General features: G+C 48.3%; 24 protein-coding genes and 2 pseudogenes. 12 read left to right on the top strand and 14 right to left on the bottom strand.

From position 1 onward, the window contains the following. Window positions 1-10: 10 nt before the first annotated feature. From ACU8XX_RS14695 to ACU8XX_RS14675, 5 genes are all read right to left on the bottom strand, one after another. On the bottom strand, window positions 11-334 hold the full coding sequence (locus ACU8XX_RS14695) for an anti-adapter protein IraM (protein ID WP_023157285.1): 324 nt from the start codon (window positions 332-334) through the stop codon (window positions 11-13). 256 nt (window positions 335-590) lie between these two features. Beyond that, window positions 591-635, bottom strand: a complete 45-nt coding sequence (locus ACU8XX_RS14690) for a protein YmgK (RefSeq protein ID WP_120795380.1) — start codon at window positions 633-635, stop codon at window positions 591-593. A gap of 235 nt (window positions 636-870) precedes the next feature. Further along, complete coding sequence (gene ymgL / locus ACU8XX_RS14685; protein ID WP_032082692.1) at window positions 871-981, bottom strand: protein YmgL; 111 nt, start codon at window positions 979-981, stop codon at window positions 871-873. 52 nt (window positions 982-1,033) lie between these two features. Continuing rightward, a complete protein-coding gene (locus ACU8XX_RS14680) occupies window positions 1,034-1,438 on the bottom strand; it encodes a DUF1398 domain-containing protein (protein ID WP_000373101.1) in 405 nt (134 codons plus the stop codon). Between the two features lie 118 nt (window positions 1,439-1,556). Beyond that, window positions 1,557-2,254, bottom strand: a protein-coding gene (locus ACU8XX_RS14675) for an IS1-like element IS1A family transposase (RefSeq protein WP_103215986.1) whose coding sequence is annotated in 2 segments (ribosomal slippage) — window positions 1,557-2,005 and window positions 2,005-2,254 — 699 coding nt in all. Because the reading frame shifts where the segments join, the coding sequence is not laid out codon by codon here. Between the two features lie 49 nt (window positions 2,255-2,303). Between ACU8XX_RS14675 and ACU8XX_RS14670 the strand changes: the two genes are divergently transcribed. Together ACU8XX_RS14670 and ACU8XX_RS14665 are read left to right on the top strand one after the other, a co-directional pair. Then, window positions 2,304-2,405, top strand: a complete 102-nt coding sequence (locus tag ACU8XX_RS14670; protein WP_240765524.1) for an ATPase — start codon at window positions 2,304-2,306, stop codon at window positions 2,403-2,405. A gap of 34 nt (window positions 2,406-2,439) precedes the next feature. Next, window positions 2,440-2,783 (top strand): annotated as a pseudogene (locus ACU8XX_RS14665) (autotransporter outer membrane beta-barrel domain-containing protein); the annotation flags it as partial. A gap of 371 nt (window positions 2,784-3,154) precedes the next feature. On the opposite strand, the gene minE reads toward ACU8XX_RS14665, so the two are convergent. Genes minE through minC form a run of 3 tightly spaced genes read right to left on the bottom strand, consistent with a single transcriptional unit; the run spans window position 3,155 to window position 4,956 of the window. Then, window positions 3,155-3,421, bottom strand: a complete 267-nt coding sequence (gene minE / locus ACU8XX_RS14660; protein WP_001185665.1) for a cell division topological specificity factor MinE — start codon at window positions 3,419-3,421, stop codon at window positions 3,155-3,157. 3 nt (window positions 3,422-3,424) lie between these two features. Beyond that, window positions 3,425-4,237 carry a septum site-determining protein MinD gene (minD, locus tag ACU8XX_RS14655; RefSeq protein WP_000101055.1) on the bottom strand — a complete coding sequence of 271 codons (813 nt, stop codon included), beginning with the start codon at window positions 4,235-4,237 and terminating at the stop codon, window positions 3,425-3,427. 23 nt (window positions 4,238-4,260) lie between these two features. Then, window positions 4,261-4,956 (bottom strand): septum site-determining protein MinC, encoded by a 696-nt coding sequence (gene minC / locus ACU8XX_RS14650; RefSeq protein ID WP_001301105.1) that lies wholly within the window; start codon window positions 4,954-4,956, stop codon window positions 4,261-4,263. Window positions 4,957-5,475: 519 nt separating this feature from the next. Here minC and ACU8XX_RS14645 point away from each other — a divergent pair. After that, window positions 5,476-5,844, top strand: a complete 369-nt coding sequence (locus ACU8XX_RS14645) for a YcgJ family protein (RefSeq protein WP_001056837.1) — start codon at window positions 5,476-5,478, stop codon at window positions 5,842-5,844. A gap of 102 nt (window positions 5,845-5,946) precedes the next feature. On the opposite strand, the gene pliG is transcribed toward ACU8XX_RS14645, so the two are convergent. After that, complete coding sequence (gene pliG / locus ACU8XX_RS14640) at window positions 5,947-6,348, bottom strand: g-type lysoyme inhibitor PliG (protein ID WP_000695220.1); 402 nt, start codon at window positions 6,346-6,348, stop codon at window positions 5,947-5,949. A 241-nt stretch (window positions 6,349-6,589) separates the two neighbouring features. On the opposite strand from pliG, the gene ACU8XX_RS14635 reads away from it, so the two are divergent. The 3 genes from ACU8XX_RS14635 (at window position 6,590) to ACU8XX_RS14625 (ending at window position 8,152) form a co-directional block, all read left to right on the top strand. Next, window positions 6,590-6,883, top strand: a complete 294-nt coding sequence (locus ACU8XX_RS14635; RefSeq protein ID WP_001295992.1) for a YcgL domain-containing protein — start codon at window positions 6,590-6,592, stop codon at window positions 6,881-6,883. A 71-nt stretch (window positions 6,884-6,954) separates the two neighbouring features. Beyond that, window positions 6,955-7,614 (top strand): fumarylacetoacetate hydrolase family protein, encoded by a 660-nt coding sequence (locus tag ACU8XX_RS14630; protein WP_000284273.1) that lies wholly within the window; start codon window positions 6,955-6,957, stop codon window positions 7,612-7,614. Between the two features lie 91 nt (window positions 7,615-7,705). After that, a complete protein-coding gene (locus tag ACU8XX_RS14625) occupies window positions 7,706-8,152 on the top strand; it encodes a YcgN family cysteine cluster protein (protein WP_001306825.1) in 447 nt (148 codons plus the stop codon). Between the two features lie 205 nt (window positions 8,153-8,357). On the opposite strand, the gene hlyE is transcribed toward ACU8XX_RS14625, so the two are convergent. Continuing rightward, entirely contained in the window at window positions 8,358-9,266 is a 909-nt protein-coding gene (gene hlyE / locus ACU8XX_RS14620; RefSeq protein ID WP_240765522.1) for a hemolysin HlyE, read from the bottom strand. 376 nt (window positions 9,267-9,642) lie between these two features. On the opposite strand from hlyE, the gene ACU8XX_RS14615 reads away from it, so the two are divergent. Together ACU8XX_RS14615 and umuC are read left to right on the top strand one after the other, a co-directional pair. After that, the gene (locus ACU8XX_RS14615; protein ID WP_000897370.1) at window positions 9,643-10,062 is read left to right on the top strand and encodes a translesion error-prone DNA polymerase V autoproteolytic subunit; all 420 of its coding nucleotides are present in this window, start codon (window positions 9,643-9,645) and stop codon (window positions 10,060-10,062) included. Continuing rightward, window positions 10,062-11,330: a DNA polymerase V catalytic protein gene (gene umuC / locus ACU8XX_RS14610; protein WP_029404088.1), complete on the top strand. Its 1,269-nt coding sequence runs from the start codon at window positions 10,062-10,064 to the stop codon at window positions 11,328-11,330. Before ACU8XX_RS14615 ends, umuC begins: the two co-directional genes overlap by 1 nt. A gap of 45 nt (window positions 11,331-11,375) precedes the next feature. On the opposite strand, the gene dsbB is transcribed toward umuC, so the two are convergent. Both dsbB and nhaB read right to left on the bottom strand, forming a co-directional pair. Further along, window positions 11,376-11,906 (bottom strand): disulfide bond formation protein DsbB, encoded by a 531-nt coding sequence (dsbB, locus tag ACU8XX_RS14605; RefSeq protein WP_000943459.1) that lies wholly within the window; start codon window positions 11,904-11,906, stop codon window positions 11,376-11,378. A 145-nt stretch (window positions 11,907-12,051) separates the two neighbouring features. After that, a complete protein-coding gene (gene nhaB / locus ACU8XX_RS14600; protein ID WP_000406391.1) occupies window positions 12,052-13,593 on the bottom strand; it encodes a Na(+)/H(+) antiporter NhaB in 1,542 nt (513 codons plus the stop codon). A 220-nt stretch (window positions 13,594-13,813) separates the two neighbouring features. On the opposite strand from nhaB, the gene fadR reads away from it, so the two are divergent. After that, a complete protein-coding gene (gene fadR / locus ACU8XX_RS14595; RefSeq protein ID WP_000234823.1) occupies window positions 13,814-14,533 on the top strand; it encodes a fatty acid metabolism transcriptional regulator FadR in 720 nt (239 codons plus the stop codon). A 51-nt stretch (window positions 14,534-14,584) separates the two neighbouring features. On the opposite strand, the gene ACU8XX_RS14590 is transcribed toward fadR, so the two are convergent. Next, window positions 14,585-16,117, bottom strand: a complete 1,533-nt coding sequence (locus tag ACU8XX_RS14590) for a SpoVR family protein (protein WP_000190854.1) — start codon at window positions 16,115-16,117, stop codon at window positions 14,585-14,587. A 329-nt stretch (window positions 16,118-16,446) separates the two neighbouring features. On the opposite strand from ACU8XX_RS14590, the gene dadA reads away from it, so the two are divergent. From dadA to ACU8XX_RS14575, 3 genes and pseudogenes are all read left to right on the top strand, one after another. Beyond that, complete coding sequence (gene dadA / locus ACU8XX_RS14585; protein WP_001266908.1) at window positions 16,447-17,745, top strand: D-amino acid dehydrogenase; 1,299 nt, start codon at window positions 16,447-16,449, stop codon at window positions 17,743-17,745. Window positions 17,746-17,754: 9 nt separating this feature from the next. Then, window positions 17,755-18,825: a catabolic alanine racemase DadX gene (dadX, locus tag ACU8XX_RS14580; protein ID WP_096976316.1), complete on the top strand. Its 1,071-nt coding sequence runs from the start codon at window positions 17,755-17,757 to the stop codon at window positions 18,823-18,825. 310 nt (window positions 18,826-19,135) lie between these two features. Beyond that, window positions 19,136-19,276: pseudogene (locus ACU8XX_RS14575) on the top strand (hypothetical protein); the annotation flags it as partial. On the opposite strand, the gene ACU8XX_RS14570 reads toward ACU8XX_RS14575, so the two are convergent. Beyond that, entirely contained in the window at window positions 19,211-20,947 is a 1,737-nt protein-coding gene (locus ACU8XX_RS14570; RefSeq protein ID WP_000340194.1) for a potassium/proton antiporter, read from the bottom strand. The pseudogene ACU8XX_RS14575 and the gene ACU8XX_RS14570 sit on opposite strands and share 66 nt — an antisense overlap. Window positions 20,948-21,007 lie beyond the last annotated feature (60 nt).

The raw sequence follows: 21,007 nt of genomic DNA, 5'->3' as shown, positions 1-21,007 counted from the left end.
ATGAAGCCCATTACTTGAGCCCATATGGGCATATTTTTATAATGCAACTATTATGTAAACATTTATTTGTTATTTTGCTTTCTCCTGGAGGACACTCTTGACTGCTTTTGAGTAAACTCCATAAATCCTTGTTGAATGGTGCGATGTGATAAATAGTAATAGGATATTCTTTATCCTTAAGGATAATACCAGACTTAACCGGTGTAAATATACTGCCAGGAGGGGGAAATATAGTAGATTGATACCAGATGATCATTTTCATATTACCCCATATGGCTGAAAAAGATATACCACATGTAGGTTGAATTACCGTGTCAATTACTATCCACTTCATTTGTTATGTCTTATCCCACGGTATTTAATATGGTTCATTAGGATGTTTATTTCTTGATTTTGCATATGAGTATATTACCCCCCCCTCAAAAAAATAAATTAATTAAAATGATGGCTTATATAAATTAAAATTTAAAGCAAGGAATCTCAATGGATGTTAAACAAAATGAGATTTTGTGAAAGCAATAAATTATTGACTTCGTTTTAGATTTGTTTAGCTATAATGTTATACATTCAAATGACTGAACATCCTGTAATTAAAACATAGCCTTTATGCTACTTTGTGCCAATTTGCTAAACATTATGGTTGCCTTTTTATATAACGATAATAATGAATATAAGCATGACATGAGAATAAGGTTTCAATTTTTGAGTTATATAGGAATGATTTAACCTGTTCCTGGCTAAAATACATATAACCGGATGATGACTAAACCAAAATACATGTGCGTTAAGTATTGAAACGGACGTGTGGCACGGCCGTTGTTTTTATAAATATGTTAACCGTTATAAAATAACGTATCAAAAGTCAAGTGATCACATTTCAAATATCAAGTTGATAGTATTAGTCTGGTGATTATTTATGGGTGACAATAAAAAGACAGTATTAATCATCCATAGAGATAGTCTCTGCACTTTTATTTCCATTATGCTAATGCCTTACTGAATTATGAAGCATTTCTTAAGTATCCAACTTTAGCTAGATTAATGGTTTATTATTTTCTACATCTTCAATATATAAAAGCGTATTATCAATGGCGTAGTAACTGCGTTTGTTATGATTAACATCAGTAACCCACCGGAAAACGCCCGCGCCTGCCAGTGTTGAACAGTATTCCCGAAATGTAGATTTTCCGCAAATATGAAGCAATGCGGCCTCTTTTATTTTAGCAGGGTTCTTGGTCGTACTAACTTTTAACAGGTTCCTGGTTCCTCTTAATAACAAAACCGTATCATCGTGAGTAATAATTCTGATGTTATCCGTAGCCAGATAATAAATGTAATGTGCAATACGGTGATGTTTTAATTCTGAATAAAACCAGGAGAAGTTTTGCTCTTTTCTCACTTGCTCAAACATCTTTTGAAAAACAACGACCTGATCCATCAGGATAATAACCTCTTGTTAGTTGTGAGACTGCGTAGTGTGCACGATCGGTTTTACCACTTCAATCTGGTCTGTCCTTTGGCTGTGATATGTACAGAGTGTGGGTAATGACTCCAACTTATTGATAGTGTTTTATGTTCAGATAATGCCCGATGACTTTGTCATGCAGCTCCACCGATTTTGAGAACGACAGCGACTTCCGTCCCAGCCGTGCCAGGTGCTGCCTCAGATTCAGGTTATGCCGCTCAATTCGCTGCGTATATCGCTTGCTGATTACGTGCAGCTTTCCCTTCAGGCGGGATTCATACAGCGGCCAGCCATCCGTCATCCATATCACCACGTCAAAGGGTGACAGCAGGCTCATAAGACGCCCCAGCGTCGCCATAGTGCGTTCACCGAATACGTGCGCAACAACCGTCTTCCGGAGCCTGTCATACGCGTAAAACAGCCAGCGCTGGCGCGATTTAGCCCCGACATAGCCCCACTGTTCGTCCATTTCCGCGCAGACGATGACGTCACTGCCCGGCTGTATGCGCGAGGTTACCGACTGCGGCCTGAGTTTTTTAAGTGACGTAAAATCGTGTTGAGGCCAACGCCCATAATGCGGGCTGTTGCCCGGCATCCAACGCCATTCATGGCCATATCAATGATTTTCTGGTGCGTACCGGGTTGAGAAGCGGTGTAAGTGAACTGCAGTTGCCATGTTTTACGGCAGTGAGAGCAGAGATAGCGCTGATGTCCGGCGGTGCTTTTGCCGTTACGCACCACCCCGTCAGTAGCTGAACAGGAGGGACAGCTGATAGAAACAGAAGCCACTGGAGCACCTCAAAAACACCATCATACACTAAATCAGTAAGTTGGCAGCATCACCCATCATTTCATCATGATGTCTTTGGTGAGCGGTGAACACAATACACCTGCGCTGTCTCTTCAGGATGAATCCCCTGGTCTGGTGCCTGCGGGCTGATGTTGCAGCAGAGCTTAGGTCACTTAGACGCTACTATCATTTATCCAATGGCATGGAATCGAAATCAGTCGATACCCGCAGTATATATCGTGAACTGGGTGCAACGCTGAGTTACAACATGCGCCTGGGGAACGGTATGGAAATGAACCCTGGCTGAAGGCGGCTGTGCGCAAAGAATTTGTCGATGATAACCGGGTGAAGGTGAATAATGACGGTAATTTCGTCAATGATTTGTCGGGCAGACGTGGAATATACCAGGCAGCTATTAAAGCCTCATTCAGCAGTACGTTTAGCGGACATCTCGGGGTGGGGTATAGCCATGGTGCCGGTGTGGAATCCCCGTGGAACGCGGTGGCTGGTGTGAACTGGTCGTTCTGACCATCAACGATTAAACTGCGCTTCGGCGCAGTTTTCGTTTACAGGATGTTGAAAGGGAAAATTCTGGGGCAAAAAAAGCCCGCCAGTTACGGCGGGAAACCTCATCCTATGGGAGAACAATGAATAATGAAATTGCGGGGTTATCATCTCCCAGTATATCCATACTAACAATAAGGTTATTTACTCAACCAGGCATAAACATTTTGTTTTGTGCGTGGGAACAGCCTTAAGGTGTAAAGGGGGAGGTGGAAATAGCAATGAGGAGTATCAGCAAGAATACTCGCCGCTTTACCACAACGTGGATGAGAGGGATGAAAAACTCAAGGCAGAGATAACTCTGCCTTGAAGATAAATGCGCTTTTACAGCGGGCTTATTTCAGCTCTTCTGCTTCCGGTAAGGTCACGTTCAGCTCAAGAATAGAAATATCGCCATCTTTTTGCTCAAGCTGTACGGTTACCATCTCAGGATCAATTTGTACGTATTTACAAATGACCTCAAGAATATCTTTACGCAACTGCGGCAGATAATGCGGTTCTGCATCGCTGCGACGGCGTTCAGCAACAATAATCTGCAGCCGTTCTTTTGCAATGTTGGCTGTGTTTTTCTTCCGCGAGAGAAAGAAATCGAGTAATGCCATAACTTATCCTCCGAACAAGCGTTTGAGGAAGCCTTTCTTCTCTTCTTCAATGAAGCGGAAAGGACGTTCTTCTCCCAACAGACGTTCTACGGTATCTGCGTAGGCTTTACCCGCATCGGCGTTAATGTCGAGAATGACCGGTTCACCCTGGTTAGAGGCGCGCAATACTGATTGATCCTCTGGGATCACGCCGACGAGTTTGATGCGCAGGATCTCCAGCACATCTTCCATGCTCAGCATGTCACCTCTGCTTACGCGGCCTGGGTTATAGCGCGTTAACAGCAGGTGCTCTTTAATAGGCTCTTCGCCATTTTCTGCGCGGCGTGATTTCGACGCCAGAATGCCTAAAATACGGTCAGAGTCGCGTACTGAGGAGACTTCCGGGTTGGTGGTAATAATGGCTTCGTCTGCAAAATAGAGTGCCATTAACGCACCGGTTTCAATCCCTGCCGGGGAGTCACAAACGATAAATTCAAAATCCATCGCTTTCAGATCATCAAGAACTTTGGCGACCCCTTCACGGGTGAGGGCATCTTTATCGCGTGTTTGCGATGCCGGCAGAATATAGAGATTTTCAGTACGCTTATCTTTAATTAACGCCTGATTTAGCGTTGCATCGCCCTGAATGACGTTGACGAAATCGTAAACGACCCGGCGTTCACAACCCATAATCAGGTCGAGATTACGCAGGCCGATATCAAAATCTATCACGACAGTTTTCTTTCCCTTCTGGGCCAAACCAGTGGCGATGGCCGCGCTGGAGGTTGTCTTACCAACACCCCCTTTGCCCGAAGTAACAACAATAATGCGTGCCATAGAAATTCCTTGTTAAAAAGGGATCAATTTAACGGTTGAACGGTCAAAGCGTTTTCGACTAACTGCAGTCGCGCCGCTTTGCCATAAAATTCTGCTGGGATTTGATCACTCAGCCAGTATTCACCTGCGATGGACACCAGTTCCGCCATCAGGTTCGTACAAAATATTTGCGTTTCCCGGTCACCACTTGCCCCTGCCAGCGCACGACCGCGCATCATGCCATAGACATGAATGTTCCCATCGGCAATCAATTCGGCCCCAGCGCTAACGTGGCTTGTAACAATCAGATCACATTGTGGAGCATAAATACGCTGACCGGAACGCACCGGGGTATCTATTAAACGCGTTTTTGTGACCGGCGTTGTATTTTGCGCTGGAGCCTGCGGTGTGGGAGCTGGACGTGGCGCTTTTTCCTTTCCTTCCGTCAGGATAGGCAGCCCCATCTTTTCAATTTCGGCTTTAAGTTGCGCATCTTTGCAGCCACTTACGCCAATAACCCGCAAACCGGTTGCCGAAACCGCCTTATGCATCGCTGACCAGTTTACCGGGTCTTCCAGTGCACTGACGTTGAGTACAACGGGGGCATGTTTTAAAAATGCGGGGGCCTGAGCGATTTTGTCTTCCAGCGCCTGATGGATAACCTTAGGTTCTGCCTCATGCAGATGAACCACAGATAAAGTGAAGCTACTGCCTTTAAGCTCGATTGGCGTGTTTGACATCCTGGCCTTACTCAATTAGCTATTAATCATCGCCAGCGCGCGATGATGTTCCGAAGACTATAAGGCATGTTATAGTCTGGATTATATTGAGGCAAGTCACCCTCCCATTTATTCAGAGTAAAAGTCTATTCTGTGATAAATGGCGCTGATTCATAGCTTAAAAAATACCCTTGTCAATCAACCCATTGCCGTCGTACTTTTGATTGTTCTTATTTACGCTTCCTTTTTCCGCACCCTAATCGTGACAGCATCTCCAGACCTGTTTAAATATCCAGTATTGAGGCAAGTGTATTTTTTCACCACGCCAGGCTTTCTTAACTTTCCATTTTTTGCGGCATCATTAAAGAACAGATACCCGTTATCTTAATATCCGCCACAGAATTGCTCTATCATAGAAACCGCAGAAGACGTCTGATACTTCTGTCAGGTCATCGTAACTCGTCCAGGTCAGCGGTTTTGATTACGGATTGATGATGAAATGAGCATAAGTGTTGTACGGTTGGATTATCAGGATGTGCTATGAATATGATGCGTATTTTTTATATCGGATTGTCAGGTGTGGGGATGATGTTCTCATCAATGGCGTCTGGAAATGACGCTGGCGGACTTCAATCTCCGGCGTGCGGCGTTGTTTGCGACCCGTATATTTGTGTGAACTCAGATGGCATTTCCCCAGCGTTAACAAGGAAATATCTCGGCGAAAAAGCCGCTGAAAACTTACAATCATTACAAGGCTACGATCCCAGCGAATTTACATTCGCTAACGGTGTATTTTGCGATGTTAAAGAAAAATTATGTCGTGATGATCGTTATTTTGGTGTGGATGGTAAGCGGAGTGGAAAAATCAATCAAACCACCACAAAGATGTTATTTATGTGTCGTGAGTGATGTCTTGTTTACATTATGTTCTATTCGTCATTAACCTCTTGAGCGACAGAGAGGAGTGGGGCGTCAACGTTTATGACGGGGAGAGTCCCCGTCGGTTGACATTTACTTAATTTGAATATCGACGTTATATTTTTTAGTTTTGTTTTTACGGGCGTCGTTTCGGGTTTGCAGCACTCGCAGCTCATATTTGCCAGAAGCAGGGAGTGAGTATTGTCCGTGACTATCGAGTTCTGGGGAATATCTGGATAAATCAACAGAATCATCGATTCCTGGCCCGAAGAGGTAAGTATCAGCGCCTTCATTAGAGATACTCACATGCACTTTCTGACCTTTTTTGGCATAGAAGGTATATGTATCGTAATCGTATCCCTTTATTTCGCCGGAGTACTGAGCGCTGCTATGGCCTTTTCTGAACTCAACATTGACATTCTTACCCGCAGCAAAGCTCGTGGAGGTTAGCAGTGCAAGCAGCAATACAGCCTTACTGATGCTCTTGATTTTCATTGGTAGTCTCCTGTTCAGAATGAGTACGATGAACTGTTATAATATAACAATCCCTTACGGGGGAATTCCAGTGGCTTTCCTGCGTTCGGTAAAATCCCGTCGCGGCATTTTTGCCGGGGGGATTACTTATAAAGGGGGCATGGACTCAACAAACCGTAGAAATCTACAGCTGGCTGGCTTGTGGCGCGGGTTTCATTGATGTTAGCTTATGCCAAAACCTGGCATCTTAAAGAGTAAAAGTATGTTTTGTGTGATTTATCGAAGCAGCAAGCGTGACCAGACCTATTTATATGTCGAAAAAAAAGACGATTTTTCGCGTGTTCCTGAGGAATTGATGAAAGGTTTTGGTCAGCCTCAGTTAGCGATGATTCTGCCGCTGGATGGGCGGAAGAAACTGGTCAATGCCGATATTGAAAAGGTTAAACAGGCATTAACCGAGCAAGGTTACTATTTGCAGTTACCGCCACCACCCGAAGATTTGCTGAAGCAACATCTTTCCGTCATGGGGCAGAAAACAGACGACACTAACAAATAACCGATATCCGGCGGTGGCATTATCTTTGTCGGCGCGGGTTTTCATATCCACGATAAGGTGAGGGGAACGTTATGTATCAACATCACAACTGGCAAGGTGCGCTGCTGGATTATCCGGTGAGTAAAGTAGTCTGTGTTGGCAGTAACTATGCCAAACATATTAAAGAGATGGGCAGCGCAGTGCCCGAAGAGCCAGTGCTGTTTATTAAACCAGAAACGGCACTGTGCGATCTGCGGCAGCCATTGGCGATCCCATCCGATTTCGGTTCAGTTCATCATGAAGTCGAACTGGCGGTGTTGATTGGCGCGACGCTGCGTCAGGCTACGGAAGAGCATGTCCGCAAAGCCATTGCCGGTTATGGCGTGGCGCTCGATCTGACATTGCGTGATGTTCAGGGAAAAATGAAGAAAGCCGGGCAGCCGTGGGAAAAGGCTAAAGCGTTTGATAACTCTTGTCCGCTTTCCGGGTTTATTCCCGCGGCGGAATTCACCGGCGACCCGCAAAATACAACGCTGGGCCTGAGCGTAAACGGCGAGCAACGCCAGCAAGGTTCGACTGCGGACATGATCCATAAAATTGTTCCGCTGATCGCTTATATGAGCAAGTTTTTTACCCTCAAAGCCGGTGACGTTGTGCTGACAGGCACGCCTGATGGCGTCGGCCCGTTGCAAAGCGGTGATGAGCTGACAGTCACTTTCGATGGGCATTCTTTGACAACTCGCGTTTTGTAATACTTTTTGCCGCCTGAAAGCGGCGGCAAAACTTGCATCGCTGTGCCAGACTGGTTATAAGGTGCGTTTTAACGTAATGGCGGAACACCTGATGAGCGATGTACCTTTCTGGCAAAGTAAAACCCTGGACGAAATGAGCGATGCGGAATGGGAGTCGTTGTGTGATGGTTGCGGTCAGTGTTGCCTGCATAAACTGATGGATGAAGACACCGACGAAATCTACTTTACTAACGTCGCCTGTCGCCAGCTCAATATTAAAACCTGTCAATGTCGGAACTACGAACGTCGTTTCGAGTTTGAACCCGACTGCATTAAATTAACCCGTGAAAATCTGCCAACATTCGAATGGCTACCAATGACCTGCGCTTATCGTTTGCTGGCGGAAGGTAAAGATTTACCTGCGTGGCATCCGCTGCTTACTGGTTCGAAAGCGGCAATGCATGGTGAACGTATCTCTGTGCGTCATATCGCAGTGAAAGAATCAGAAGTGATTGACTGGCAGGATCATATCTTAAATAAACCTGACTGGGCGCAGTGATAAATTTAATAGATGTTGATGGGGCTTTCTTAATATACGTCTGGATGCTCGCCATTTCGTAGCCCTGTTTTTGAAAGCGCTCTGTCATAATGAGAGTTACCCGATACCTTATTATCAACAGGTAACTCTCAATCTTTAAAAAACGTCTGTATTTTTAAATGTGATAAACTTTATACCTTGAGTACATGGAGAGAATAATCGCTGATCAGACTTCAGGTACCTCAAAGAGTGTCTTTTTACCGTGTCTTTTCTGATACTCATTACAGGTGTTAATCATTTTTTTGGCCGCTTCTTTTAGTAAAGAAAGCATTAAATCATCATAATCAACGTAGAATCTGGTTGTTTCAGTTTCCGTTTTTATCTCTCCGATGGCGGCTATTTCGGTGGTTAATTTCAATTTGGCGGCATCGATATCTTTATTCGCTTGTTTAACCGTGTTTGACAGGGTGGTAAAGAAATTCTGCACAGATTTTAACTTGTTCTTCAATTCTGGAATCAGTTTCCCTTCAACTACGCCCGCAGCAATAGAATAGGAAATGATTAAACCAAATGGACCGGCGACGATACCGGCTGCGGCACCGGCATACGCTTCCTTCCTGATTTTATCTACCTGTGACTGGAAATAGCTGCTTTTTTCTGAAAAATCATTGGTTAACTGGCTATCTAACGCCAGCAGTTTCCCGGAAGCGTTGTTGAAACTTTGTGAGCTTACCAGCAGGGATTTTTGCGCTTCATTCAGTTTCGTGATGCCGTCATCCAGTACCTTAATGAGAATGTCTTTCTGGGCGGATGCTTTCTTCTCATTGTACTCATCAAATAGAAAAATATACGCTGCGAGCAATTGCGTCGCAACACCACACCATTCATACACTGTTTGGGTTGCTTCAAAATACTTATCCTGGCTATCCATAAGTAAGGTTTTAATATCGCCGACTAAAACGGAGGCTGCCTGTGAATACTCCTGTTTAAAGCGACTTAACTCTTTTATGGTTTCATCAAAGGTCTGCCAGGGGATGACCTGATCGAGATATTTATTATAAAGATCTAATGCTCCATCTGCAGTTTCGATTGCGTTTTTAACCACTTCTACCGTTTTATCTGCAACGATTTCCAGTCATAATCATTCGCCTCTTTAAATATATAAATTGTAATGAAACTCCTGTTTTACAACTATTAATAAATTTTACTTAATCTAATTCATAGTTAGCCGGGTGGGATGCGTCAATGTCTTTATTTCTATTAATATGATAAATATCAAACAATGTTTAATGTCATTATGGCGAATGCTTCTATTCTATTTTTTAGCCGGGTGATATTTTTCATTTCTGCTGGATGAGCGTCGTCGCCAGAAGGCCGCGTGAGCACAGGATAAGAGAACGAAAAATCAGCAGTCTATGCAGCGACAAATATTGATAGCCTGAATCAGTATTGATCTGCTGGCAAGAACAGACTACTGTATATAAAAACAGTATAACTTCAGGCAGATTATTATGTTGTTTATCAAGCCTGCGGATCTCCGCGAAATTTTGACTTTTCCGCTATTTAGCGATCTTGTTCAGTGTGGCTTTCCTTCACCGGCCGCAGATTACGTTGAACAGCGCATCGATCTGAATCAACTGTTGATCCAGCATCCCAGCGCGACTTACTTCGTCAAAGCAAGTGGTGATTCTATGATTGACGGTGGAATTAGTGACGGTGATTTACTGATTGTCGATAGCGCTATTACCGCCAGCCATGGTGATATTGTCATCGCTGCTGTTGACGGCGAGTTTACGGTGAAAAAATTGCAACTACGCCCGACGGTACAGCTTATTCCCATGAACAGCGCGTACTCGCCCATTACCATCAGTAGTGAAGATACGCTGGATGTCTTTGGTGTGGTGATCCACGTCGTTAAGGCGATGCGCTGATGTTTGCCCTCTGTGATGTAAACGCGTTTTATGCCAGCTGTGAGACGGTGTTTCGCCCTGATTTATGGGATAAACCGGTGGTTGTTTTATCGAATAATGACGGTTGCGTTATTGCCCGAAACGCCGAGGCAAAGGCGCTGGGTGTTAAAATGGGCGATCCCTGGTTCAAACAAAAAGATCTGTTTCGTCGCTGTGGCGTGGTTTGCTTTAGCAGCAATTATGAGCTTTACGCAGACATGAGCAATCGGGTGATGTCGACGCTGGAAGAGCTATCGCCCCGCGTCGAGATTTACAGTATTGATGAGGCATTCTGCGATCTGACAGGTGTGCGTAATTGTCGCGATCTGACTGATTTTGGCAGAGAAATTCGCGCAACGGTGCTACAACGTACCCATCTTACTGTTGGCGTGGGGATCGCCCAGACCAAAACGCTGGCTAAGCTTGCCAATCATGCGGCAAAAAAATGGCAGCGGCAGACGGGTGGGGTGGTGGATTTATCAAATCTGGAACGCCAGCGTAAATTAATGTCTGCTCTCCCCGTGGATGACGTCTGGGGGATTGGACGGCGGATCAGCAAAAAACTGGACGCGATGGGGATCAAAACCGTTCTCGATTTGGCGGATACAGATATCCGGTTTATCCGTAAACATTTTAATGTCGTGCTCGAAAGAACGGTGCGTGAACTGCGCGGCGAACCCTGTTTGCAACTGGAAGAGTTTGCACCGACGAAGCAGGAAATTATCTGTTCCCGCTCGTTTGGTGAACGCATCACGGATTATCCGTCGATGCGGCAGGCCATTTGTAGTTACGCTGCCCGGGCGGCGGAAAAACTTCGCAGCGAGCATCAATATTGTCGGTTTATCTCCACGTTTATTAAGACGTCACCATTTGCGCTCAATGAACCTTATTACGGCAATAGCGCGTCGGTAAAACTGCTGACGCCCACTCAGGACAGCAGGGATATCATTAACGCTGCTACGCGATCTCTGGATGCCATCTGGCAAGCGGGCCATCGTTACCAAAAAGCGGGCGTGATGCTGGGGGATTTCTTCAGTCAGGGAGTCGCGCAGCTCAATTTATTCGATGACAACGCACCGCGCCCCGGGAGTGAGCAATTGATGACGGTAATGGATACACTGAATGCTAAAGAGGGCAGAGGAACACTCTATTTTGCCGGGCAGGGGATCCAGCAACAATGGCAGATGAAGCGAGCCATGCTTTCACCACGTTATACAACGCGAAGTTCTGATTTACTGAGGGTCAAATAAATATAGCGGCAGGAAAAAAGCGCTCCCGCAGGAGCGCCGAATGGATTAGCGACCGAACAGATCACGTTTTTTCGCTTTAAACGGCTGGGAAATCACCACCAGCACTGCGACAATCAGGTAAGCGATAAAAATACCGAGCAGCCACTGCGGCATTTCCAGACCTAAAAAATCCCACTGACGCTCGGCGCAATCGCCAGAGGCGACAAACACTTGCGGCACCCACTTATCCAGCGGCAGCCATTCCGGGAAACGAACCATAAAATCACAGGTGGCAAACGGCGAAGGATAGAGCTGAAGCATGGTGTGCTCGTAAGTTAACTGCACACCGCGGAACGCACTATACAACCAGATAACCATCGCTACATAACGCAGCGGAGTTTTCGGGGCGATCGCGCCAATCAGCGCAGCACCCAGAACGCCGAATAACGCGCAGCGTTCATAAATACAGAGCACGCAAGGTTTCAGTAACATCACATGCTGGAACCACAGCGCCGTCAGTTCCAGTGCCAGAGCAGTAAACGCCATCAACAGCCACGCGCCCCGGCCTTGTGAACATTGGTTCAAAAATCGCAACATAATCATTTCCCTGCAATATGCATAGAGTGCGCAGTTTAAACCAATTCATTCGCTGCGCCACCAGGAGGCAGCAAAAATAGGACGCAATTGGACAATTATCGGGCGAAAAGGCAAACCGGGCATTTATATGCCCGGTAAGTTGTTATCAAAGCGTTGCTATCCAGCCCATTTGCATAAACCATTCGGTTACAGGGGCAAGCGTAAACTCGACGCAGAGCAAGCCGACGAGTGTCAGGACGAGGGTGTAAGGCAGGGCCATCCACACCATGCGGCCATAAGAGAGGCGAATCAATGGCGCGAGTGCAGAGGTCAGCAGGAACAGGAACGCAGCCTGACCGTTCGGCGTAGCGACGGAGGGCAGATTGGTACCGGTATTAATGGCGACCGCCAGCAGCTCGTATTGCTTCAACGTGATAGCGCCACTTTCCATTGCCGCTTTCGCTTCGTTGATATAAATCGTCCCCACGAAGACGTTATCCGAAATGGATGACAGCAGACCGTTGAAAATATAGAACAGCGACAGCTGAGCATGTTCCGATGCCTGCAACACAAACTGAATAATTGGCGAAAACAGTTGTTGGTCGATAATCACCGCGACTACCGAGAAAAACACCGTCAACAGTGCGGTGAATGGCAGAGATTCGGTGAAGGCTTTACCGATAGCATGCTCATCGGTGACACCGGTCAATGATGTTGCCAGAATAATGACTGACAAACCAATCAAGCCAACTTCCGCCAGATGCAACGCCAGCGCAGTCACCAGCCAGACGCCAATAATCGCCTGGACAATCAGACGGATTTTATCCTGACGGGTACGCTGGTGGCGGCTTTGATCGTCAAACTGTTGCAACACTTCGCGGACTTTCTCCGGCAGCGTTTCACCGTAGCCAAACCAACGCAGCTTCTCTACCAGCAGGCAGGTTAACAGGCCACAAATCAGAACCGGAACGGTCACCGGCGACATGCGCAGGAAGAAATCGCCAAAATGCCAGCCAGCCGCTTTAGCGATGATCAGGTTCTGTGGTTCGCCCACCATGGTCATTACGCCGCCTAATGCGGTGCCGACACCGGCATGCATCATCAGGCTACGCAGAAAGCCACGGAACTGTTCCAGAACCACTTTGTAATGCTTGTCGATATGACTATCGTCTTGCAGGTCGGTGTCTTCGGTACGGGAAGAGGCTACGCGGTGATAAATACCATAAAAACCGACTGCAACGCTGATCACCACCGCCACGACGGTTAAGGCATCGAGGAACGCGGAGAGGAACGCAGCCGCCACGCAAAAAGAGAGCGACAGCAGCATTTTGGAGCGAATGCTTAACAGCAAACGGGTAAATATGAACAGCAACAGCTGTTTCATAAAATAGATACCCGCCACCATAAACATCAGTAACAGCAAGACTTCAAGATTTGCCGCCACCTCTTCACGGACGTGTTCCGCGCTGGTCATGCCGATGAATACCGCTTCGATAGCCAACAGACCACCGGGGAGCAGCGGGTAGCATTTCAGGGCCATCGCCAGAGTGAAAATAAATTCCGCTACCAGCAACCAGCCCGCGACGAAAGGGCTGATGAGGAAAATTAACGGGTTTACGATTAAGAAAATGATGAGGGCGAGTTTGTACCAGTCGGGGGACTGGCCCAAAAAATTGCGCCATAGCGCGCGGCCCCAGGAGATCTCCATGATGGTTTCCCTTACCTTACAAATAATCAATGATGTTTTTATGTTTAAACGCAAAGCTTAACGGTCAGGCAGGAGTGAGGCAAGTCTTGATAGTCAAGGGGAAAGAGATGCGGAAAATGAAGCCTTGATCCCTTTTTCTTCTTTTTGTCTGCTATCAGCGTAGTTAGCCCTCTGGTATGATGAGTCCAACTTTGTTTTGCTGTGTTATGGAAATCTCACTATGGTCATTAAGGCGCAAAGCCCGGCGGGTTTCGCGGAAGAGTACATTATTGAAAGTATCTGGAATAACCGCTTCCCTCCCGGGACTATTTTGCCCGCAGAACGTGAACTTTCAGAATTAATTGGCGTAACGCGTACTACGTTACGTGAAGTGTTACAGCGTCTGGCACGAGATGGCTGGTTGACCATTCAACATGGCAAGCCGACGAAGGTGAATAATTTCTGGGAAACTTCCGGTTTAAATATCCTTGAAACACTGGCGCGACTGGATCACGAAAGTGTGCCGCAGCTTATTGATAATTTGCTGTCGGTGCGTACCAATATTTCCACTATTTTTATTCGCACCGCGTTTCGTCAGCATCCCGATAAAGCGCAGGAAGTGCTGGCTACCGCTAATGAAGTGGCCGATCACGCCGATGCCTTTGCCGAGCTGGATTACAACATATTCCGCGGCCTGGCGTTTGCTTCCGGCAACCCGATTTACGGTCTGATTCTTAACGGGATGAAAGGGCTGTATACGCGTATTGGTCGTCACTATTTCGCCAATCCGGAAGCGCGCAGTCTGGCGCTGGGCTTCTACCACAAACTGTCGGCGTTGTGCAGTGAAGGCGCGCACGATCAGGTGTACGAAACAGTGCGTCGCTATGGGCATGAGAGTGGCGAGATTTGGCACCGGATGCAGAAAAATCTGCCGGGTGATTTAGCCATTCAGGGGCGATAATCCCTTCCGTTTAAAGAGCAAACCCCTCAAACGAGGGGTTTTTTGTTGTTTTTACAGATTTCCCATTCTTGGCGGGCAACGTTCCAGCAACTCGATGCTGCCGTCTTCGTTTTGCTGTTCGAGCATCACATCAAATCCCCACAGGCGATGCACATGCTTCAGGACTTCTTTGCGCCCCCGATCCAGCGGTGCGCGATTATGTGGAATATAACGCAGCGTCAGCGAACGGTCGCCGCGCAAATCCACGTTCCAGATCTGAATATTCGGCTCCAGATTACTTAAGTTATATTGCGACGATAACCGGTTACGGATCTCCCGATAACCTTCTTCATTATGAATAGCGGAAATCTCCAGATAATTATGCCGATCGTCATCCAGCACGGTGAAGAAGCGGAAATCACGCATCACTTTCGGTGACAGGAACTGGCTGATAAAACTCTCATCTTTGAAATCACGCATCGCGAAATGCAGCGTTTCCAGCCAGTCGGAACCGGCGATATCCGGGAACCAGTATTTGTCTTCTTCCGTTGGCGACTGACAAATCCGTTTAATATCCTGGAACATGGCGAACCCGAGGGCATACGGGTTGATGCCGCTGTACCACGGGCTGTTATAGGGGGGCTGGAAGACCACATTGGTGTGGCTGTGCAAAAACTCCAGCATAAAACGTTCCGTTACTTTCCCTTCATCATACAGATGGTTAAGGATGGTGTAGTGCCAGAAGGTCGCCCAGCCTTCGTTCATCACCTGAGTCTGTTTTTGCGGATAAAAATACTGGCTCACCTTACGCACAATACGCAGGATTTCACGCTGCCATGATTCCAGCAGTGGCGCATTTTTCTCCATAAAATAGAGCAGGTTTTCTTGTGGTTCGGACGGATAGCGGCGCGCTTCAGCAACCGTTTTCTCTTCCTCGCGCTTCGGCAGGGTACGCCAGAGCATATTGACCTGACTTTGCAGATACTCTTCGCGACTTTTCTGCCGGGCTTTCTCTTCTTGCAGCGAGATTTTTTGCGGGCGTTTGTACCGGTCCACGCCGTAGTTCATCAGCGCGTGGCACGAGTCCAGAAGCCGTTCTACTTCATCAACGCCATAACGCTCTTCGCACTCGGTAATATATTTACGGGCAAAAATCAGATAATCGACAATCGAACTGGCGTCGGTCCAGCTACGGAATAAGTAATTGTTTTTGAAGAAAGAGTTATGCCCATAGCAGGCATGAGCCATCACCAGCGCTTGCATGGTAATGGTGTTCTCTTCCATCAGGTAAGCGATACACGGGTTAGAGTTAATGACGATTTCATAGGCCAGTCCTTGCTGACCGTGCTTATACAGCCGTTCAGTCTCGATAAACTTTTTACCGAATGACCAGTGCGGATAGTTAATTGGCATGCCGACGCTGGAGTAGGCATCCATCATCTGTTCTGAGGTTATCACTTCAATCTGGTGCGGGTAGGTATCCAGCCGGTAGAGTTTCGCCACCCGGTCTATCTCTGCCAGATAAACATCCAGCAGGTCGAACGTCCAGTCGGGTCCATCGCTCAAACGTGTGGTGTCCTTATTCATAGAATCGATCGTCGCCATACGCGCACCTCATTGTTGTCGGCGCTCTCTGTGTGGAGCACCTCATTTCAAGCATAGAACACCTGTTAAAAACCGCGTCGCCGGAGAATTTTTTTCTTTGCGATTTCTTATTATCAGAGTGCCACTAATCCGCTTCTGAACGGAATTTTATGCTGGATAAAAAGGGCGTTCAGCAGGAGATACTAAAGACGCCATATTGCCGCAGAGTCAGGGAGATGTGAGCCAGCTCACCATAAAAAAGCCGTATGTTGAATAATATTTTCAACTGAGTTATCAAGATGTGATTAGATTATTATTCTTTTACTGTATCTACCGTTATCGGAGTGGCTATGCGAGTTGTCATACTGGGAAGTGGTGTGGTAGGCGTTGCCAGCGCCTGGTACTTAAATCAGGCAGGACATGAGGTCACCGTCATTGATCGGGAGCCGGGGGCCGCCCTGGAAACCAGTGCCGCGAATGCCGGGCAAATCTCCCCCGGATATGCTGCACCGTGGGCGGCACCAGGTGTGCCTTTAAAAGCGATTAAATGGATGTTCCAGCGCCATGCGCCGCTGGCGGTTCGTCTCGACGGTACGCAGTTCCAGTTGAAATGGATGTGGCAAATGTTACGTAACTGCGACACCAGCCACTACATGGAAAACAAAGGGCGGATGGTGCGTCTGGCGGAATACAGCCGTGATTGCCTGAAAGCATTGCGCGCCGAAACCAATATTCAGTATGAAGGGCGTCAGGGTGGGACGCTGCAACTGTTCCGTACCGAACAACAGTATGAAAATGCGACCCGCGATATCGCCGTGCTGGAAGATGCCGGCGTACCGTATCAGCTGCTGGAATCCAGCCGCCTGGCGGAAGTGGAGCCCGCGCTGGCAGAAGTGGCGCACAAACTGACGGGCGGCCTGCAGTTACCCAATGATGAAACCGGAGACTGTCAGCTATTTACCCAGAATCTGGCGCGGATGGCGGAGCAGGCGGGGGTTAAATTCCGCTTTAATACGCCCGTTGACCAACTGCTTTGCGACGGCGAGCAAATCTACGGCGTGAAGTGTGGCGATGAAGTGATTAAGGCCGATGCGTATGTGATGGCGTTTGGTTCTTACTCGACGGCGATGCTCAAAGGCATTGTTGATATTCCGGTGTATCCGCTGAAAGGCTACTCGCTGACCATTCCAATTGCGCAGGAAGATGGTGCGCCGGTATCCACCATTCTTGATGAAACCTACAAAATCGCCATTACCCGTTTCGATAACCGCATTCGTGTTGGCGGAATGGCGGAGATTGTTGGTTTTAATACCGAGCTGTTGCAACCGCGTCGTGAAACGCTGGAGATGGTGGTTCGCGATCTCTATCCACGCGGCGGTCATGTCGAGCAGGCGACTTTCTGGACTGGTCTGCGCCCGATGACGCCAGACGGCACGCCGGTTGTCGGGCGTACACGCTTTAAAAATCTGTGGCTGAATACCGGTCACGGCACGCTCGGCTGGACGATGGCTTGCGGTTCCGGTCAGTTGTTAAGCGATCTGCTCTCTGGTCGCACGCCAGCGATCCCATATGAGGATCTAAGCGTAGCGCGCTACAGCCGTGGATTTACGCCATCACGTCCGGGCCATTTACATGGCGCACACAGCTAAGGAAACGAGATGACCCGTCCGATACAGGCCAGCCTCGATCTGCAGGCATTAAAACAGAATCTGTCCATTGCCCGCCAGGCCGCGACGCACGCGCGCGTCTGGTCGGTGGTAAAAGCGAACGCTTACGGGCATGGTATTGAGCGTATCTGGAGCGCGCTCGGGGCCACCGATGGCTTTGCATTGCTTAACCTGGAAGAGGCAATAACGTTACGTGAGCGCGGCTGGAAAGGACCGATCCTGATGCTGGAAGGATTTTTCCATGCTCAGGATCTGGAGATTTATGACCAGCACCGCCTGACCACCTGCGTACACAGCAACTGGCAGCTCAAAGCACTGCAAAATGCGCGGCTAAAAGCACCGTTGGATATTTATCTTAAAGTGAACAGTGGGATGAATCGGTTGGGCTTCCAGCCCGATCGCGTGCTTACCGTCTGGCAGCAGTTGCGGGCAATGGCGAATGTTGGCGAAATGACCCTGATGTCGCATTTTGCCGAAGCGGAACATCCTGATGGAATTTCCGGCGCGATGGCGCGTATTGAGCAGGCGGCGGAGGGGCTGGAGTGTCGGCGTTCGTTGTCCAATTCGGCGGCGACTCTGTGGCACCCGGAAGCGCATTTTGACTGGGTTCGGCCTGGCATTATTTTGTATGGCGCTTCGCCGTCCGGTCAGTGGCGTGATATCGCCAATACCGGATTACGTCCGGTGATGACGCTAAGCAGTGAGATTATTGGTGTCCAGACGCTAAAAGCGGGCGAGCGTGTGGGCTACGGCGGTCGCTATACTGCGCGCGATGAACAGCGAATCGGCATTGTCGCCGCAGGGTACGCCGACGGTTATCCGCGCCACGCGCCTACCGGTACCCCTGTTTTAGTGGACGGCGTGCGCACCATGACGGTGGGGACCGTCTCGATGGATATGCTAGCGGTCGATTTAACGCCTTGCCCGCAGGCGGGTATTGGTACGCCGGTTGAGCTGTGGGGCAAGGAGATCAAAATTGATGATGTCGCCGCCGCTGCCGGAACGGTGGGCTATGAGTTGATGTGCGCGCTGGCGCTACGCGTCCCGGTTGTGACGGTGTAACTTGTTGTAAGCCGGATCGGAGGCAACGTCTTCTGGGTGCAAAAAAATCATCCATCCGGCTGGTCAGCAACTGTAGTTGTTAATGTGACAGAGCCATTGCCCATGATAGTGTCCATTAAAAGGATGGACACTATTTCCCCGGAACCTGAACTCACCGCACAGGCGTTCTACATAAAACGCTTACGCTTCATTGTTGACTCGAACTCGACTTCAGATAAATCACGCTTTACCCTTGATGGAGCCTGTACATAGATTTGTGTAATTGCCTGATTTTGATATGTTCAATTCAACATCAAATGAAGGTTAAATTATGGACGACAAACAATTGCAGGCTCAGGCTGCGTTCAGCAAAGCATCGCAACCGGCGATAGATGCTTCATTAAATTTAAGATTCAGCTTCCTCTTCAGCCACCCGTACGCCAATCTTCAACACTTCATTATCTTCTTTCTCGGCCACCGTCCAGATCATCCCGGCAAACTCTACCTGGTCACCGACAACCGGTGCCGCGCCTAACAACTGCTGGACAATTTCACCCAGCGTTTGCTGCTTATCACGATATTCTCGCCCGTCTTCCAGGCCATATATCAGCGCAACATCAGCATATTTGGCGCTGGCTTCGAGAATGAAGTCACCAAAGAAGCGTTGATCCAGCGCGACCGGCGGCGACTGGCTGAACAGTTTACCGAGCGCCGGAAGATCGCGTTCCCGACCAATTACACACAACACATCGCCTTCGCGCAGTCGGGTGCTGCCGGTAGGATGAAGCAACTGGTTATCACGAAACAGTGCCGCAATACGCGTCTCTTTTGGCATATGCAAATCGCGCAGTGCCGCGCCCACGCACCATTTATCGGCACTCAATTGATAAACAAACTGCTCCCACGGATTTTCCGGATGAATATCCAGGCCAACGCGTGACACCGGACGTCCCACTGGCGGAACCACCACTTTGGCTTTTTTAGCCGCCCACGAGAGTGATGTTCCCTGCAAGAGCAGTGAAACCAGAACCACAAAGAAGGCGACATTAAAGAACAGACGTGCATTCTCCAGCCCCGCCATCATCGGGAACACGGCCAGGATGATTGGCACCGCGCCGCGTAATCCTACCCAGCTGATAAACACGCGCTCACGCAGATTGAAACCGCGGAAGGGGAGCAATCCAGCAAATACCGAAAGGGGACGGGCGAAGAATATCATCCATGCGGACAAAATGAGCGCCGGAATGGCAATAGGCAGCAGATCGCTTGGGTTAACCAACAGCCCCAGCACCAGGAACATGGCGATTTGCGCCAGCCAGGCGAGGCCGTCGAAATTTTGCAGGATGCCGTAGCGGTTGCGAATAGGGCGATTACCCAGCAGAAAACCGCACAGATACACCGCCAGAATACCGCTACCTTCCAGCGCAGTAGTTAATGAGAAAATCAGAATACCGCCACTTAATGCCAGCAATGGATATAATCCGGCGGGCAGGGCGATGCGGTTGATCATTTGCAGTAGTAAATAACCGCCGCCAAGACCTATTACAATGCCCAGACCAAATTGTTGCAGAATATCGACAATGAACATCCAGCTAATATTGCTCTCATGATGCTGGATCATCGCAATCAGGGTAATCGTCAGAAAGACCGCCATTGGATCATTACTGCCGGATTCAATTTCCAGCGTCGAGCCAACACGTTCGTTAAGCCCCTTACCACCCAGCAGAGAAAAGACCGCTGCAGCATCGGTAGAGCCGACGATAGCGCCGATTAATAAGCCTTCAATCAAATCAAGATTAAACAGCCACGCCGCCATCATGCCGGTTAAACCAGAGGTGATAAGCACGCCCAGCGTCGCCAGCGACAGTGCCGGTCCTAACGCCACACGAAAGGAACTGGCCTGAGTGCGCATCCCGCCGTCGAGCAAAATAATCGCCAGTGCCAGGTTACTTACCATGTAGGCGAAGGGGTAATTATCAAACGGGATACCGCCGACGCCATCGACTCCTGCCAGCATGCCGATCGCCAGAAAAATAACCAGAATAGGAATGCCAAGACGGGAAGAAAATGAACTAAGTAATATACTGCTGGTGACAAGGATGGATCCTAAGATGAAAAGGCTAATTATTGTTGTGGCATCCAACGGTCGGTTACTCCTGATTACGCTGTCTCTTATATAAACCCTACCATATTAGCGGCAGAG

It is taken from the genome of Escherichia sp. MAL-1, from assembly GCF_052948035.1.
This window is presented reverse-complemented; position numbering and strand designations above follow the sequence as displayed.